Consider the following 16,090-nt stretch of genomic DNA (forward strand, 5'->3'; position numbering starts at 1 on the left):
TACAAAATAAAATCATGATGAACCAATAAAATGAAACGCCAAATAATTGTGTCAGTTTGTCATATTTATTCAATTGGCATTTTTGTTGCCTATTAATCAAACATAAAAAAACAATTATAAAACATTATATATTATGACAAAAGGAAACATTAATGTATCGGTAGAAAACATCTTCCCACTCATTAAAAAATTCTTGTATAGCGATCACGAAATATTTTTGCGTGAGCTTATTAGTAACGCAACTGATGCAACGTTAAAATTAAAACACTTAACCAATGTTGGTGATGCGAAAGTAGAATATGGCAACCCAAAAATTGAAGTTAAGGTCGACAAAGAAGGTAAAAAACTTCATATTATTGATCAAGGTTTAGGGATGACAGCTGAAGAGGTTGAAAAATACATCAACCAAGTGGCCTTCTCTGGAGCTGAGGAGTTTTTAGATAAGTACAAGGATTCTGCTAAAGATTCTGGAATAATTGGTCATTTTGGTCTTGGTTTCTATTCTGCTTTTATGGTTGCTGAAAAAGTTGAAATCATTACAAAGTCTTTCAAAGATGAACCAGCAGCACATTGGACTTGTGACGGTTCACCTGAATTCACTTTAGAAGCTTCTGATAAAACAGAAAGAGGAACAGAAATTATTCTTCATATTGCTGAAGATTCTACTGAATTTTTAGAAGACAGTAGAATTAGCGAATTGTTATTGAAGTATAACAAGTTTATGCCTGTACCAATTAAATTTGGCACAAAAGAAGTTAATGACCCTGAGCATGAACCTCAAACAACAAAGGATGAGGAAGGTAAAGAAACAACAGAACCTCACAGACAAATTACGGTCGATAACATCATTAACAATCCTAATCCAGCTTGGACCAAACAACCAACTGAATTAAAGGATGAAGATTACACTGGTTTCTACAGAGAATTGTACCCAATGCAATTTGAAGAGCCTTTATTTAACATTCACCTGAATGTAGATTATCCGTTCAACTTAACTGGGATTTTATATTTCCCTAAAATGTCGAACGATATGCAGATTCAAAAAGACAAAATTCAGTTATACCAAAACCAAGTTTTTGTGACTGATAATGTTGAAGGTATTGTTCCTGAATTCTTAACCATGTTGCGTGGTGTTATAGATTCACCTGATATTCCATTAAATGTATCACGTTCGTATTTACAAGCAGATGGTGCAGTAAAGAAAATTTCATCATACATTACAAGAAAAGTAGCTGATAAATTAAAATCGTTATTCAACAATAACCGTGAAGATTTTGAAGCCAAATGGAATGACATTAAAATCGTTATTGAATACGGTATGCTTTCAGAAGAAAAGTTCTTTGAAAAAGCAGATGCCTTTGCTCTATACCCAACAGTTGATGGGAAGTATTATACATACGATGAATTATTCAATAAGATCAAAGCAAAACAAACAGATAAAGATGACAAATTAGTTATTCTTTATGCTTCTGACAAAGACGCTCAACACAGTTATATTGAGTCGGCTAAAGCAAAAGATTACGAAGTATTACTATTGGATTCTCCAATTGTTTCACATCTCATTCAAAAGTTAGAAAGCTCTAAAGAAAACATCACGTTTGCTCGTGTTGATGGTGATCATATCAATAATTTAATTAAGAAAGATGAAACAACTATTTCTAAATTAGATGAAGATCAAACCAAAGCATTAGACGAACTATTAAAAGAAGTTATACCTTCTGAGAAATTTATGGTTCAGTTAGAAGCTATGGATAGCAACGAATCGCCATTTACTATTACGCAGCCAGAATTTATGCGTCGTATGAAAGAAATGCAGGCTACTGGTGGTGGCGGAGGTATGTTTGGTATGGGCAACATGCCAGAAATGTACAACTTGGTTGTGAACACTAACTCTGAATTGGTTAGCGAAATTATTGGTACAAAAACCAAAAAGAAGCAAGAACGTTTAATAAACCAAAGTTTAGACTTAGCTAGATTATCTCAAGGCTTACTAAAAGGTGAAGAATTAACAAACTTCATTAAACGTAGTTATGAGATGATAAAATAGTTGATGCATACATAAAGCAGATATGCTAATATTAAAAAAAAACCACTTCTTATTGGAAGTGGTTTTTTTGTACCCTTTATTTATTCGGTATAATGCCAAATAAGAGAATTGCGTGTAAAATAAATACTACTGTCAGTTCTCATGTTAAGCCATAAAATGTTGCTATACCTGTTCGTGTATGCCATCTTGGTTGACATAAAGAAGCCACGCCCTATATAAGTCATTAACCGGATTTATTTTATTCAATCCGATTATTTTCTAAGTCAAAATTATCTCTGCCTAGATATTTACCATGTGCATCATAATTATAGATAGATTTGGCCACTCCATGAACATCAACGCTTCTTTCTCCATATCTATCATAATATGTAATACTCGCTCTAGTCATGTTAGGACGGTATTTAATAATGCCATAGGCTCGCTTCTCATGGGGATAACCTAGGCTATTCATATAGTAAATTCTTGAAGGTTTTCCATATTTATTGAATGCTCTCCAATTAATTTTTGCTAAATCAAACCTTGGATGTAAGAATAAGTTATTGTTTTCATCCAAAAAATGCTCTTCGAAGAACATCCCATTATGATCAAATTGAAAAACCACTGTGGCATAACCTTGGTTGCCATTAACAATTTCCCCTTTTTCATTTCTGTTTTGCCTATATAAAGTTAGTCCATCCTTATTGTAAAGGAAATGAACAATATTGAAACCATTGCCATCGGGAATAGTATCTCCTGTAGCTGAGAATTGAATTTCAGTAGCGATTTCATTTTTATCATTTCGTGTTACTTCAGAGTAGGCAACACCATCCGAAATAAGTTCTCCATTACTATAATTTTCCTTTCGTATCCAATACCCTGCTGTATTGAGGAGGTATTTCTTTTCATCAATGTTGCTGGAATTTTCAATAAATTCACCGGCGGTATTCTTATATTTTTCTATAAAGTAACCTGAATGATACGTCCTTACCAACTCAAATGCGCCATAATTGCTATAATCACTAGGCTTACCTGAGAAATAAAACTTCACACGCAACAACCTATTGTTATTATCAAATTCAACGTAGTAGCTGTTAATTGTTTTTGATTCTTCCTCTGAAATAGGAATACTTGGTCTTACAAAAGTTTCAGCATGATTGATATCCCAATTGATATAATAACCCGATTTCTCTTGTGAATAGATGATAAACGGAAGACAAATAATAAGGTATGTTATGTATTTAAATTTCATGCTACCTTGTAAAATATGGTTAACGGTTTTGTTTATGATTAGTCCAGAAGTTAATTAACGATTAAGCCCTCTGTTCAAACTTTTATTTTAGATTATGCACTATAAATTCTCTGATTTTAATATCAATATCTCCTTCTCTATCTACGGTTTTGCTCGTATATAAATAATTTTCAACATTATTCTTTTTAAGCATTTTAGACAACACAATGGCATGCCTTCTATGATGTTGCACTACATTATCGGTTTTGGGGAAATTTTCCTTCATTAGATTCATAAGGTAAATTGGTGGGTCTTGCGAATCAATCATCGCTAACATGTCCAATTGCTCTGAGCTCATACGAATCTGTTCTTTAAATGATTTATAATTCGGGTAACCATAAAAATTAGCGGCAGAATTATATATCTGTTTACGTTTTAGCGGAACAACCAAACGCATATATGGAACAATTTTTTTCCATTTAAAGACATTATACGTTGATTGTGTTGCAATGGCTCCAGCACATTTTAGTCGTGTAGATTCTCCTTTTAAAGTAGGATCTCCCTGTATTGCCAAATCATCATGAAATGCAAAGTACAAGCTTGCTCCCGCACCAGCAGAAATACCATAACAGCCTACTCTTTCTTTATCAATATTGAATGCATTTGCATTAAAACGCAAATACTGTATAGCCGTCTGAATGTCCTTAAGAGATACTTTTACTCCCAATGAATCATTACTTGAATAAAAGCGATAATTGATTGAAGCTACGGCAATATTGTTGTTCAAAAAACACCTAATATCTTCTTTTCTCTTATATATGGCGTCTTTGTCTCCATGTTTGAATCCTCCACCATGAATAAAAATAGCCAGTCCATGAATCGAATCATTCTTTGGGAGTAGAATATCAAATTTATTCCGCTCATATTCACCGTAAGATTGGTTAAAGTGTACTGAAAACTCTTGGGAATTTAGGAAATCCAAATCTTGTCCGTGAACAAGACCCCAAAAGTTAAGTATTAAAACCAACATAAATACTTGCTTCATAATCGCGTTTGTCTTTTCTATTATTATTAACAGCCTGGTGTTATACAAGTAGCCAATTTACTCCCACTAACGTTCTGGCTAAATAAGACCTCTTCATATTGACTTACATTCGCTTTCGTAATTAAAGGTTTTATATTTTTGCATTCTTGGTATTTGTTACTGCTTTTCATTCAACCAATTTTTATAGGTCTCTAATAAAAAACTGGAGCCTTCTTTTTTATATTCCTGTGTAAATAAAGTAAAGTGATCTCCTGCATAATATTGAAATTCCATATTTGCACCTAAAGTTTTCATTTCTTGATCTAGCAATTTCACGGCATGATGTAAATGAAAATTGTCACTTGTGCCTATTGAAATTCTAATTTTTGAATCAAGATCTTCCTTTAAATTGTTCCAATTATCTCTTAAAATAATTGAAAGGTCATACCGCTTCCATAGAGGAAGTGCCTCTTTATTAATTTCTCCATTAAGAATATTTATCAATCTAATCCTATTTCCATTAGCATCAAACCCTCCAAAAACAGCATCGAAAGAATGTAATTGAGATCCTCGATAAATTACGTGTTCAGTTCTATAGAGGTCTTTTGCACTTATAACTGGAAACCTACCTGCTATAGTAATATCAGCTAATAAATTTCCCTTTTCATCATAAAACATATTACTTGTTTTATAAATATCTTTGTTTTGATAGTTTCTAAAATCAACCTGATCAGGTGAACTTGCCCAAGCTCCAGCAAAGGTTTTTGGGTAATTAATTTGTAACCAAAGGGAAGTCCATCCGCCGCTGCTATGTCCGTATAGCAGGAAAGCACCATTAGTTCTATATTTTTGTTTTAATCGCGGAATAAACTCGTTCACCAGGGCATCTCCCCAAGGGCCGTTAACATCGCTATTGGCATAAGTAGAATGACCTTCTGGACAATTACCATCTAAATAAACTACAATGGTAGGCTGCTCACCTAACTGTTCTAAAAAAGTACTGTGACCTGAATGCAATTTGTAATTGGCCCCAAAACCAAAAATTGAAAATATGACTGGATATTCTTTATTAGGTTGATCAAAGTATTCTTTTGGTAAACTTACTGCTGCTTTAACAAAAATATCCTTATTATGAAACTGACTTAAAAGATATGATTTCACACTTAATTCTTTTAGAAATTCAGTATCATTAAATGTAATGGGTTGAATAACCTTATCCGCGCTTATCTTAAAAACAGTATCAAAATCTTTGGTTAAATTAATTTGGATGGGTTCAGAATATAAATTCCCAGAACTTGAGCCAATGTTCGCATCACCTAAATTTAAATCGAAGACAGCCTGAACATAATATTCCCCACGCTCAATATTTGATAATTCAACCGGATATGAAACACTATTATCATTAAAAACAACAGGGTCTCCTGCTTTTAAATCTTTAACAACAACTCTGTAAACAGGTGTTAATTCTAGTCCTACAAAAATGTCTTTCGGTGATTTTTTTTCCTTTGAGAGGTAAAGGAGCACATTTCCGGAAAAGTCCCCATTCATTATACTAGAATCAAAACTAACTTCAAATATTTGAGCTTTCGCCTGGAATGCAATTATTATCAAGATGATAATTAAAATGTAATTTTTCTTCATATTATTTTTTTAATGTTTGACGACGTTAATGTATATGGACAGTTGTATGTTACAATCACCGAATTTAGCAAATAAATCACAGATAGAAAGTCCGGAAGGATTTTAGCTAGAAGGCAAGAACTAGCAATGCATTATATACGATATTATGTGCAGTGTTTATCCACTGTTTTGTGCCAGAGGTTCTTGTTGGTCACGTTCTTATTTTCATATTTTCAAAATGTCAATATGACATTTATTTAAGTAAAAAAATGACAATGATTCTGAAAATTTGACAGCGAAACAAGTGTTTTTTGTAAAAATATATAGGGTAAAATCTAGTAAATCCATTTTGGTATTTTATTTGTTTAATTGAAGTTGAAATCAATAGAGATTTCAAATTTGAAATAATGTTTAATTTAAAATTTTGTAATTATGAGCAATTTAGTTAGTGTTCCTAAAAACGGAAGTTTAGCGAACAGCAATTCAAATCAAAACTTCCCAACTTTATCAAATTGGTTAGATGATATTTTTAATCGAGATCTACCATCAGTATTTACTTCAAACTTCAATACTGGAATTACTTTACCTAAAGTTAACATCAAAGAATCTGCTGATGATTTTACGGTAGAAATGACTGTTCCTGGTCTTAAAAAATCAGATTTCCAGATTGATATTGATAATCAAGTATTATCAATATCAACAGAGACAAAGGAAGAAAATGAACACAAAGAAGAACATTATACTCGCAGAGAGTTTGGTTACTCTTCTTTTAAAAGAACCTTTACTCTGCCTGAAAGTGTAAATGATGAAAAAATTAATGCGAGTTATAACGAAGGCATTTTGAGTATTCTCTTACCCAAAAAAGAAGAGGCAAAACAAAAGCCTGCTAGAAGTATTGAGATTTCATAATCGATTTACTAAAATTTTTCATTAAGGTATAAAGTATGTGGTAGGGGACCGAGTAATCGGTCTCCTCTATACTATTCAAACAATTTAAATCTAAAGCGATGAAAAAATATATTCTATTTTTTATGATTGGCTTGTTGAGTGTTAGTTGCAATAGTCAAAAAATGACAAAATAAATGCGGAAACAGCGCAAAACGAAGACAAAAAAATTCCAGAACCAAAGGGAACTTGGAAGGTCGATAAAGAATTTGACGAAAATGGAAATCTAATTAAATATGATAGTATTTATTCTTGGTCTTCCAATGATAAGTACAACAATCTATCAATGTCAGAGCATGATAGTTTAATGCAATCTTTTAATTTAAGGAATTTTTCTAACTTTTCGGGGTTTAAAAATCAAGGGTTTGAAGACATTTTTTCTAAAGATTCACTCTTTAGCAAACATTTCTTTGATGACGATTTTTTCGAAAGTGATTTTGGTTCAGGCTTTATGGATATTGACAAAATAAGGCAACAAATGATTGCAAGACAGAAATTTTTTTTAGAAAAATATCAGTCAGATTTTATTAAACCTGAAGACGAAAACTAAATCATTTTCGTCTTTTTCTCTTTTGAATTCGAATCTTATTGCCTTAAGCAGAGCGTGTTTGCATATTGAATGTTGCACGCTACAATCACCTCATTTAGCAAATAAATCGCAGATATAAAGTCCGAGAATATTTTCGTGTGTAGGCAAGAACTAGAACTGCATTAGACACTTCTTCAGCTTTATTTCTATTAAATTAGATATTATCCTTTCTTTGCTCTGGCTGTAGTTGGTGAATTAGAAATAAACCAAACCTTTATAATTTCACCATTACTAAATTCGTATATTAAAACTGTCTCAAATGGTTCACCTCTTCCATAAATCCTTTCTTTCAAAATTGCTTTGTTCCCAACTATATAAATATCAAATATTTCTGCTTTGTTTTTTGGGTACTTTATAAATGTCTTTTTCCATTGAGAAATTACTTGATCAAGATTAGAACTTCTTCGTGTATTCGGGAATTCAAATACTTGTAATGAATCAGAAAGAATTTCTGAAAGATTTGTAAATTTTTGATTGTTGTAGTATTCAGATAAGGTGTTTATCATCTTTGTCATTTCCAATTGAGAAGCATCTGAATTATTTTGAGAGTAAATTGTCAGATGACACAACAAAAGTGACAAACTAATTATAATTTTTTTCATATTATATTTTTAAAAATACTACAATTTTCAAATTACAGGTAGCGGTTTAGGCTATGATTTCGTTGTATGGTTTAAGCACCTAATTTAGCAAATACAAACCGAATAGAAAATCTACGACGATTTTCTTGAGTAGGCTTTAACTAGCAATTACTTATGGCCGTTGTTGTGCTTAGTTATTTTTATTTACCATTTCATTATTGGTTCATCTTTCCACAAAATCAGTCGAAAATCTTCATAATGACTCCCGTTTCCAATAGTATGTTCATCTCTAAATCCTTTTCCTAACTGCAATTTATGAAGCATTCCAGAATAAGAACCAACCCATAATGTCTTTTCATCATCAGATATTGTAATGCCACTAATTGTTGAACCTATAAAATGTCTCCAAATGCATTTACCATTTTTATCAATCGCTCTGATATATCCGTGAGCATCTCCAAGTATGTATAAGTCTCTTGTTGTTAGTCCAACATATACACGCATACCATCATCTATAACTTTATAATCCTCACTTTCTTCATAAGCTTCAATCTTTAATCCATTTATATTCTCTGTAGATATTCCGATTGTAATTCCATTGTAAAAATGACAAGAGTTAGTAATTAATTGTTTGTCGTCCGACGAAAAAAAGCAAAAATGATTATAAGAAGATTGAGGGCCAACTTCTCCAATCTGTTCTCCATTTTGATTTAATATTCTATGGTCTGCACATTGGTCTCCAACAACAATATATTCGTTGTCATTTGATAATGTTGCATTTTCCATATCAATGTATGAATCCCATTCTTCATCTTCTAAATCAGGTACAGGGTGAATCATTTTTTCAGATTCTTTAGCAATCAAATATATTCCTTCAGAAGCGACTAGTAATATCTTAAGTCCATTATTGAATGGAATTAATTCTGTTATTCCTAAATCTTTAGTTTCTATTAATTCAAAGGTTGAAATAATATTGCCTTCCCAACCTTGAGTAGTTGTAATTTTATTTTCGGCTGAAATCGCAAAAACATTATTCTTTTTGGATTTACCGATTGCATTAATAGTTGAATCTAATTTTAGTGTATTTTCATTATCAAGAACATATGCTTGTCGTTTTTGGTAAGACGTACCTGTTAGGAATACAATTTTTTGTCCGTCAATGAATTGTAATTGTTCAATACTTTGACCTTTAGTCTCTAAAAGTTTTATTATTGGATTATGAGAAGGTGGATAATCATTTCTGAATTGTTCAATAGTGTTGTATTCATTAGCTTTTTTCAATAGATTGAAAATTTCGTCAGCTAGATGCTCTCTATTATCTTCGGGTTCTTTTCCTTTCCAGTTCTCCAATCCATTTTTTTCTCCAAATTCAACCATTTCATTAACATTTTTAGCGTATTCGCTTCCTAGTCTATTCCATTCCTCTTTCATGTTAGTTAGACTTTTCTTTTTGTTAAAGAAGTTAAATTTCATTTGTAGGTTTTAATTAAACACAACGTGTTGGTATAAGAATAGTGCGTAGTTTGAGTGCGAGGATTTTCCGAAGGAAAATCAGATGCAAGCAAACAAGCACTAGCCTTATGATTTAGGAATAAACTTACGCAATATTTTTATATGGTGTTAGCACACGTATTTATCTTGCTTTTTTCCAGATAACTGGTGCAACTAATTCTAAATTTAAAGGACTAGTTGTTTCATCATATTCTTTTCTAAAATCTAACCCAATGCTATCACAAGCCTTTGTAACTAAATCCAAATAATCTTGCTGTATTACAGTTACTCCTTTAATTTTTTTCGAATCATATAAGTATTCAGGCGTTGCTTTGTAAGCATAAACTTTTCCTCCCTCAAAATCATATTCCTTTATCTTATCACTCACATCTATTCTTTCGTATCCAAATTCATAAAGGTCCATATCTTTAATTTCTTTTTCTGTTACCAGATATAAGACACAATTCATTGTACTCCCTTTTTGTTCTGTAATGTTTAAGTAAATGGAATTGTCAAAAATAAGGGTGTCATTGTCTCGAATATAATAACCATCATGTTTCAATTCTTCTTCTGTGTATCCTTTGTCATAATTAGAAGTAACAAAATCCCAACTTCTTTGATAACCTTCAAGATGAACTAAATAAATTGAGTCTGTATATTTATGTTTAAAAACTTCTTCAGTCCTATTAAGCGAAATTAAAGAACCAAATCCAATCATTCCTACTTTACCTTTCTCAATGACGATTGTTTTCTTATTTGATTGCTTATCACAACTACTAAACAGAATTAGAAATGTAAAACAAAATATTAAATTACTGATTTTCATTATTTTAACGTTTTTTGTTTATATGTAGGCTAACTAGCTATATTCTTATATAACCTATTGTTTATACGATTGTATTCCCTGATAAATCTAATACTCCTTTATTTATCTATAATTGAAATGTAGATTTTAAAACAGGGGTTATCGCACTCAAATATAGAGATTAGAATTGTATTATTTAGAATAATTCCTACGTTTCTAGAAGTCAAAATATTTAGGCAACTATCCTACAGTATTGCGGGCTACTTTTTAACGATACGCTTATTTATAGTTTTGGACGCATTAGATAACCTGAATATATAAAGCCCCGGATTCAATTGTGATAAATCCACAATATCATCCAAATAAGGCCGCTTGAAAATCAATTTACCAACCATATCATATACGGCAAGTGTATTGAATGCCTCTGCCCCTTGAATATGGATTGTGTTTCCTGCTGGATTTGGCCATAACACAACGTTTTCCTTTGAATCTAAATCATTTTCAACGCCTAAGGATGCAGCTTCATAGGCTCTAAATTCCAATAAACTCACCCAAGATCCTGTATAATATTCAGCACCTGTTACTGTGATTTTTACAAATCGACCATTAGTTCCAGAAAACACATCAATGATAGGATTTAATTCCGTTCCTGGTGTTGTATTATCTGAGCGATCTACAATCTCGGTATAGATTCCATTTTCTGTACTTGATACAGAGACCGTATACTTATAAGCCCTATCGGTATAACATACCATTTCTGTTCTTCCTAAGGCATACACAGCACCCAAATCTATTACAGCGGTTTGCGGAAATCCTGAGACCGACCATCGTGTAGATGTCAAGCCATCTACCAAATGCCCTAATTCATTATCTTCATGATGGGTCCCCGTTCCTGTAACCGGTTTGTTAAGTGCTAGATTAATACCCGAAGGATCTTCTACCACGGTAATTGTACTTGTAGCAGTAAATCCACCTTCATCAGAAGTTACGGTTATAATCGCCTTACCCGGTTTTACTCCCGTTACCAAACCCGTACTTGAATTCACCGATGCTACCAATGCATTCGAACTACTAAAACTTACGCCTTTATTAGTGGCACTTGATGGACTTATAACTTCTGATAATTGATAAGTACCTCCTATAGAAAGGTCTACTGTGCTTGGTAATAAGGACACCCCTGTAACATGAGAAGCATCATGCTCAACATAAAAATCATATACTAATACTTCGCCATAATTATTAGGATCATTGCTATCTGTACCTTCTCTTTCAGAATTACTTTGCGTATAATTCCCTACCTTAAAATAGGTTTCGTCGTAATCTAAATCCATAACATAGTCATTGGCGCCATCCTTAATTAAATACGACGCTGCGTTACCGCTATTAAAAGCTGTTTTAAGATTTCCATCTTCTGAATAGTAACAGTAGTGTTTACCATCCTCTATTAGAAAAACAACTTCATGAATAGTACCTAGGGCATAATTTGTTTTAATGGTTAAATCGTCTCTCAATTTATTGCCATTAAAGGACAAAAACAGATGCCTATCTTCCAATCGCAATACCATTGAATCATCAATGCCATCATCTTTATTTCCATGAATTTGAGTAGCCACTAAATGCGACTTATTCATTGGTAAATGCGTAATGGCTTGTTTCACATAGATCAAATGTGACCCTTCAGTCGTCCAATAAATATTTCCGCCACCATCTGCTTCTAGCTCTCTAAGTTCTGAGCGTATATAACTAGAATTTGGCGTAGTGCCGTTATCAGTTCTAATTGGCGTGCGAAAAACAATGGCATCTTTTGCCCCATTCACATAAAAGTATTCATTGTTAGCCTCACCACACAGCGTTTTATCTTCAACCCCGGTTGGGTAGGTGATCTTCCATTGCTTACAATTATCCATAAGGTCTGAGGGCACTTGAGCCCTTAAAGGACCAAAAACACAAATGAATACTATTAAAAAGGTGAATGCCGTCGTTTGATTTTGCTTATTATTTTTCACTTAATCTTAGCCATTAATTAGTAAATATAAAACATATTAAATTGGTTAACCAGTTTAACGCTCTGCAAAATATGAAAAAAAACACATGCACAACACAAATTGGTTAACCAATTTGTGTTATAAATCAGATATTAACACATCGTCCCGTTATATGGCACTAGGCACCGTTGTAAAAATCAAAAAAGGGCTAGATAATAGGGGCAAAATCAATTTGAGTAGATTTTTTTTTCAGTGAATCAAAAAAATTAAAAATTTCAAAACACCCCTGACACGATCCGTCACAAACGCTCTTAAATTTGTATTAAAGTTTAACAACAAAATCCATTCTAAAAATGAAAAACGCAGTGAACTGGTTTGAAATTCCAGTAAAAAATTACGAAAGAGCAAAACAATTTTACAGCACGGTTATGGCTTTAGAAATTAAAGATAATCACATGCCAGAGCAAAACATTAAATATGGCATGTTCCCTTATGACGCCGATAACAACGGCGTAGGCGGCGGTCTTATTGAAGGTAATGGACAAAACCCAACCACAGATGGTCCTACTATTTACCTCAATGCCGGAGATGATTTAAATTTAGCTTTAAATAAAGTGGAAATCTCTGGAGGTAAAATAATGATGCCAAAAACTGATATTGGGGAAAATGGCTTTATGGCTCAGTTTACAGATACCGAAGGCAATAGAATTGCACTACATTCTTGGATGTAATACAACTTAAACAATCAAAAAACGAGAGGATAGCGAATTGTTTCAACCGTTCGCTATCTTTGTTTTCATGTCACAATTATCAAGACTCATAAGTATTCTGACGTTATTAAGGTCCAAAAGACTTTTAACTGCAACTGAACTTGCTAATAAGTTCAATGTTAGCATTAGAACGATTTATAGAGATATTAGAAAACTTGAAGAGGCAGGCATTCCGGTGACAACAATTGAAGGGCGAGGATATTCGCTGATGGAAGGCTACCATATTTCGCCGGTTCAATTTACTGAAAAACAAGCCAACGCCTTAATTACCGCACAGCATTTAGTTAATCAAACTCAAGACGTCTCTTTTATTGAAGATTTTAAAGAGGCGCTAATCAAAATAAAATCAGTATTCAGGTCTTCAATTCAGGAGAAAAGTGAGCTTTTAGATAGTAAAATTCACATTTTTGACGCTAACCATGAAAATTTGACCAGTAATGCTCTTTCTGAAATTCAATTGGCGATAACCAACTTTAATTACATTGAAATCAATTATTGCAAAGCAAACGATACCCAAAGTTCATTTAGAAAAATAGAACCATATGCTTTCTATTCCACAAACCATAAGTGGATTTTAATGGCGTGGTGTCATTTACGTCATGATTATCGCGCCTTTAGAATTGACCGTATTGAACACTTTAAAATACTACACGACAAATTTGAAGATCGAAAATTCAATCTACAAACGTATTTTCAATCTTGCCCATATGACAAATAAGAACTTTAGTTTACGCCCAATTCACAATTGACAGTTTTTCATTTTTCCCCAGTAGTTCTGTTATGAAAATAACCGTTCTTATTTCTTACTAGTCTTTGCGATGAATGAAAGCAACATCCTTGAAATTGTAGTTATTTTGTGCTAATAGACGTCCTATATTTTGGTTTAATTTTAACAGTTAAAACCCTCCAAGACTATACGTTCTTAACTATTTTTGCAAAATTAAATTTTATAATATGAAACATATATTAGTTCTCCTTACTTTGGTTTTGTTTGCATCATGCAGCAGTGATGATACTCCCAAAGATTACACCTCACTTAATGAAGAGGAAATAAAAGCATACATAACCGCAAATAATTTAACGGCACAACGAAGTAATTCTGGTCTATACTACGTTATTGATGAACCTGGTATCGGAGAGAACCCTATATCAACTGATCGTGTTAAAGTTAGCTATAAAGGCTATTATACAAACGGAACTGTTTTTGATGAAAGTGATGACGAAGGTATTTCTTTCTTTCTACAAAACGTTATTAGTGGTTGGGCTGAAGGGCTTACCTATTTCCAAGAAGGTGGTAGTGGTAAACTGCTTATTCCTTCCCATTTGGCCTATGGTAGCAATGATTACAATAATATACCTGGTGGGTCTGTGCTAATATTTGACATAGAACTTGTTTATGTGAATTATGTTACTGAAAATGATCAACAAATCAATAGTTATTTAAGTGCGAATAATTTAGAAGCTCAAAAGACAGATTCTGGACTTTATTACATTATAGATGAACCTGGTGATGGCGCACAAGTGACTTTACAAGATGAGGTAAGTTTAACCTATAAAGGTTATTTTACTAATGAAGAAGTATTTGATGAAAGTGCAAGTAGTGTAAATTTCAATTTAGCAACCTTAATCCCTGGATTTGCTGAAGGCCTTACTAAGTTTAAAGAAGGTGGTAGTGGTACCCTTTTTATACCATCTCACTTAGCCTATGGCAATAGTGCTATTGGCGGTTTACCTGCGGGTTCTGTACTTATTTTTGACGTTGAAGTCATTTCCGTTAACTAGAACCTCATTACGCATAAAATTACAACCACCTTGTTTTTCAAGGTGGTTTTTTTATGAAGTTAATTGATGAGTTATTGCTGTCTCGAAGTACTTTCTTGGGATTGTTCTTGGATACTGCACGTAAAACAGCTCCTTGGGACATCAACCTACGGGCCACAGAAGTCCCTCTCAATATCTGCAAACATTAAACTATAAAGTCATCTTTTGTAATTAATAATCAATCGATTAAAAATTACAATGTTTAAAGCAATACCACTTTAATGAAATGAAATAACCTAAAATTTAGCTATCTTTAAGAACTTACCAACCAAAAAATCACTTAATATGGGATTACAGATCAGCAATTTAAACAAAACCTATTCCAATGGCGTACAAGCATTAAAAAATGTTTCCCTTGATATTCCATCGGGCATGTTTGGACTATTAGGACCTAACGGCGCAGGAAAATCATCCTTAATGAGAACATTGGCCACCTTGCAACAAGCGGACTCTGGCACTGTAACCCTAGGTGATATTGATGTTTTAAATAATAAAGAACAGGTGCGTAAAATTTTAGGTTATTTACCGCAAGAATTTGGTGTTTACCCTAAAATAAGTTCTTATAATATGTTGAACCATATCGCTTCTCTTAAAGGCGTTTCCAACAAAGCTGAGCGTAAAGATTTGGTTGAATCATTATTAAACAAAACCAATTTATGGCAGTTTCGAAATAAAAGTTTAGGCACCTACTCTGGCGGTATGAAACAGCGATTTGGCATTGCGCAAGCCCTAATTGGTGATCCAAAATTGATTATTGTTGATGAACCAACGGCGGGTTTAGACCCTGCAGAACGCGTTCGCTTTCATAATTTATTAAGTGAAATTGGAGAGAACACCATTGTTATATTATCTACTCATATCGTTGAAGATATTTCTAACCTCTGCAACAATATGGCTATTATATGTCTTGGAGAGGTTGTGGCAAAAGGTAACCCCATTGTTTTAACTGAAGGTATAAAAGGCCGAATTTGGAAAAAAACTATTGAAAAAGCAGAACTGAATAACTACCAAGAAGAATTTCAAGTGATTTCTACATATCTTAAAAGTGGTAAAACTGTAATTCACGTGTTAAGCGATAACCAACCAGAGGCGTCTTTTCAGGCTTCTACGGCGAATTTAGAAGATGTTTATTTTTCTGAAATTACGACGCGCATGAACACTGTTTCGGCATAATTACTTTTTAACGTTCACTTCAATTAATTCAA

General features: G+C 32.9%; 14 protein-coding genes. 7 read left to right on the plus strand and 7 right to left on the minus strand.

What is annotated here, in order from left to right:
* Positions 1-133 precede the first annotated feature (133 nt).
* Positions 134-2,047, plus strand: a complete 1,914-nt coding sequence (htpG, locus tag IE051_RS09255; RefSeq protein WP_189360503.1) for a molecular chaperone HtpG — start codon at positions 134-136, stop codon at positions 2,045-2,047.
* A gap of 238 nt (positions 2,048-2,285) precedes the next feature.
* On the opposite strand, the gene IE051_RS09260 is transcribed toward htpG, so the two are convergent.
* The 3 genes from IE051_RS09260 to IE051_RS09270 all read right to left on the minus strand — a co-directional run bounded on the left by IE051_RS09260 (position 2,286) and on the right by IE051_RS09270 (position 5,919).
* Complete coding sequence (locus IE051_RS09260; protein ID WP_189360504.1) at positions 2,286-3,275, minus strand: hypothetical protein; 990 nt, start codon at positions 3,273-3,275, stop codon at positions 2,286-2,288.
* Between the two features lie 82 nt (positions 3,276-3,357).
* The gene (locus IE051_RS09265; RefSeq protein WP_189360505.1) at positions 3,358-4,299 is read right to left on the minus strand and encodes an alpha/beta hydrolase; all 942 of its coding nucleotides are present in this window, start codon (positions 4,297-4,299) and stop codon (positions 3,358-3,360) included.
* Positions 4,300-4,455: 156 nt separating this feature from the next.
* Positions 4,456-5,919: an alpha/beta hydrolase-fold protein gene (locus IE051_RS09270; RefSeq protein ID WP_189360506.1), complete on the minus strand. Its 1,464-nt coding sequence runs from the start codon at positions 5,917-5,919 to the stop codon at positions 4,456-4,458.
* Between the two features lie 411 nt (positions 5,920-6,330).
* On the opposite strand from IE051_RS09270, the gene IE051_RS09275 reads away from it, so the two are divergent.
* Both IE051_RS09275 and IE051_RS18595 read left to right on the plus strand, forming a co-directional pair.
* Entirely contained in the window at positions 6,331-6,807 is a 477-nt protein-coding gene (locus IE051_RS09275; RefSeq protein WP_189360507.1) for an Hsp20/alpha crystallin family protein, read from the plus strand.
* Between the two features lie 322 nt (positions 6,808-7,129).
* Positions 7,130-7,393 carry a hypothetical protein gene (locus tag IE051_RS18595; RefSeq protein ID WP_229796770.1) on the plus strand — a complete coding sequence of 88 codons (264 nt, stop codon included), beginning with the start codon at positions 7,130-7,132 and terminating at the stop codon, positions 7,391-7,393.
* A gap of 200 nt (positions 7,394-7,593) precedes the next feature.
* Here the strand turns inward: IE051_RS18595 and IE051_RS09285 are convergent, their stop codons facing one another.
* The 4 genes from IE051_RS09285 to IE051_RS18710 all read right to left on the minus strand — a co-directional run bounded on the left by IE051_RS09285 (position 7,594) and on the right by IE051_RS18710 (position 12,315).
* Positions 7,594-8,034, minus strand: a complete 441-nt coding sequence (locus IE051_RS09285) for a hypothetical protein (protein WP_189360508.1) — start codon at positions 8,032-8,034, stop codon at positions 7,594-7,596.
* Between the two features lie 183 nt (positions 8,035-8,217).
* The gene (locus IE051_RS09290) at positions 8,218-9,486 is read right to left on the minus strand and encodes a hypothetical protein (protein WP_189360509.1); all 1,269 of its coding nucleotides are present in this window, start codon (positions 9,484-9,486) and stop codon (positions 8,218-8,220) included.
* Positions 9,487-9,646: 160 nt separating this feature from the next.
* Positions 9,647-10,330 (minus strand): hypothetical protein, encoded by a 684-nt coding sequence (locus IE051_RS09295; protein ID WP_189360510.1) that lies wholly within the window; start codon positions 10,328-10,330, stop codon positions 9,647-9,649.
* A gap of 239 nt (positions 10,331-10,569) precedes the next feature.
* Positions 10,570-12,315: a polysaccharide lyase family 7 protein gene (locus IE051_RS18710; protein WP_189360511.1), complete on the minus strand. Its 1,746-nt coding sequence runs from the start codon at positions 12,313-12,315 to the stop codon at positions 10,570-10,572.
* Between the two features lie 332 nt (positions 12,316-12,647).
* Here IE051_RS18710 and IE051_RS09305 point away from each other — a divergent pair, with 332 nt between their 5' ends.
* From IE051_RS09305 to IE051_RS09320, 4 genes are all read left to right on the plus strand, one after another.
* A complete protein-coding gene (locus tag IE051_RS09305; protein ID WP_189360512.1) occupies positions 12,648-13,025 on the plus strand; it encodes a VOC family protein in 378 nt (125 codons plus the stop codon).
* A gap of 67 nt (positions 13,026-13,092) precedes the next feature.
* Positions 13,093-13,782: a helix-turn-helix transcriptional regulator gene (locus IE051_RS09310; RefSeq protein ID WP_189360513.1), complete on the plus strand. Its 690-nt coding sequence runs from the start codon at positions 13,093-13,095 to the stop codon at positions 13,780-13,782.
* 236 nt (positions 13,783-14,018) lie between these two features.
* A complete protein-coding gene (locus IE051_RS18715) occupies positions 14,019-14,846 on the plus strand; it encodes an FKBP-type peptidyl-prolyl cis-trans isomerase (RefSeq protein WP_308427714.1) in 828 nt (275 codons plus the stop codon).
* Positions 14,847-15,170: 324 nt separating this feature from the next.
* Positions 15,171-16,058: an ABC transporter ATP-binding protein gene (locus IE051_RS09320; RefSeq protein ID WP_189360514.1), complete on the plus strand. Its 888-nt coding sequence runs from the start codon at positions 15,171-15,173 to the stop codon at positions 16,056-16,058.
* Positions 16,059-16,090 lie beyond the last annotated feature (32 nt).

It is taken from the genome of Algibacter mikhailovii (assembly GCF_014651495.1).
Lineage (GTDB): Bacteria > Bacteroidota > Bacteroidia > Flavobacteriales > Flavobacteriaceae > Algibacter_E > Algibacter_E mikhailovii.

Coding starts and splice junctions, on each gene's coding strand:
- htpG (WP_189360503.1), top strand. CDS start 134: ATGACAAAAGGAAACATTAATGTATCGGTAGAAAACATCTTCCCACTC.
- IE051_RS09260 (WP_189360504.1), bottom strand. CDS start 3,275: ATGAAATTTAAATACATAACATACCTTATTATTTGTCTTCCGTTTATC.
- IE051_RS09265 (WP_189360505.1), bottom strand. CDS start 4,299: ATGAAGCAAGTATTTATGTTGGTTTTAATACTTAACTTTTGGGGTCTT.
- IE051_RS09270 (WP_189360506.1), bottom strand. CDS start 5,919: ATGAAGAAAAATTACATTTTAATTATCATCTTGATAATAATTGCATTC.
- IE051_RS09275 (WP_189360507.1), top strand. CDS start 6,331: ATGAGCAATTTAGTTAGTGTTCCTAAAAACGGAAGTTTAGCGAACAGC.
- IE051_RS18595 (WP_229796770.1), top strand. CDS start 7,130: ATGTCAGAGCATGATAGTTTAATGCAATCTTTTAATTTAAGGAATTTT.
- IE051_RS09285 (WP_189360508.1), bottom strand. CDS start 8,034: ATGAAAAAAATTATAATTAGTTTGTCACTTTTGTTGTGTCATCTGACA.
- IE051_RS09290 (WP_189360509.1), bottom strand. CDS start 9,486: ATGAAATTTAACTTCTTTAACAAAAAGAAAAGTCTAACTAACATGAAA.
- IE051_RS09295 (WP_189360510.1), bottom strand. CDS start 10,330: ATGAAAATCAGTAATTTAATATTTTGTTTTACATTTCTAATTCTGTTT.
- IE051_RS09305 (WP_189360512.1), top strand. CDS start 12,648: ATGAAAAACGCAGTGAACTGGTTTGAAATTCCAGTAAAAAATTACGAA.
- IE051_RS09310 (WP_189360513.1), top strand. CDS start 13,093: ATGTCACAATTATCAAGACTCATAAGTATTCTGACGTTATTAAGGTCC.
- IE051_RS18715 (WP_308427714.1), top strand. CDS start 14,019: ATGAAACATATATTAGTTCTCCTTACTTTGGTTTTGTTTGCATCATGC.
- IE051_RS09320 (WP_189360514.1), top strand. CDS start 15,171: ATGGGATTACAGATCAGCAATTTAAACAAAACCTATTCCAATGGCGTA.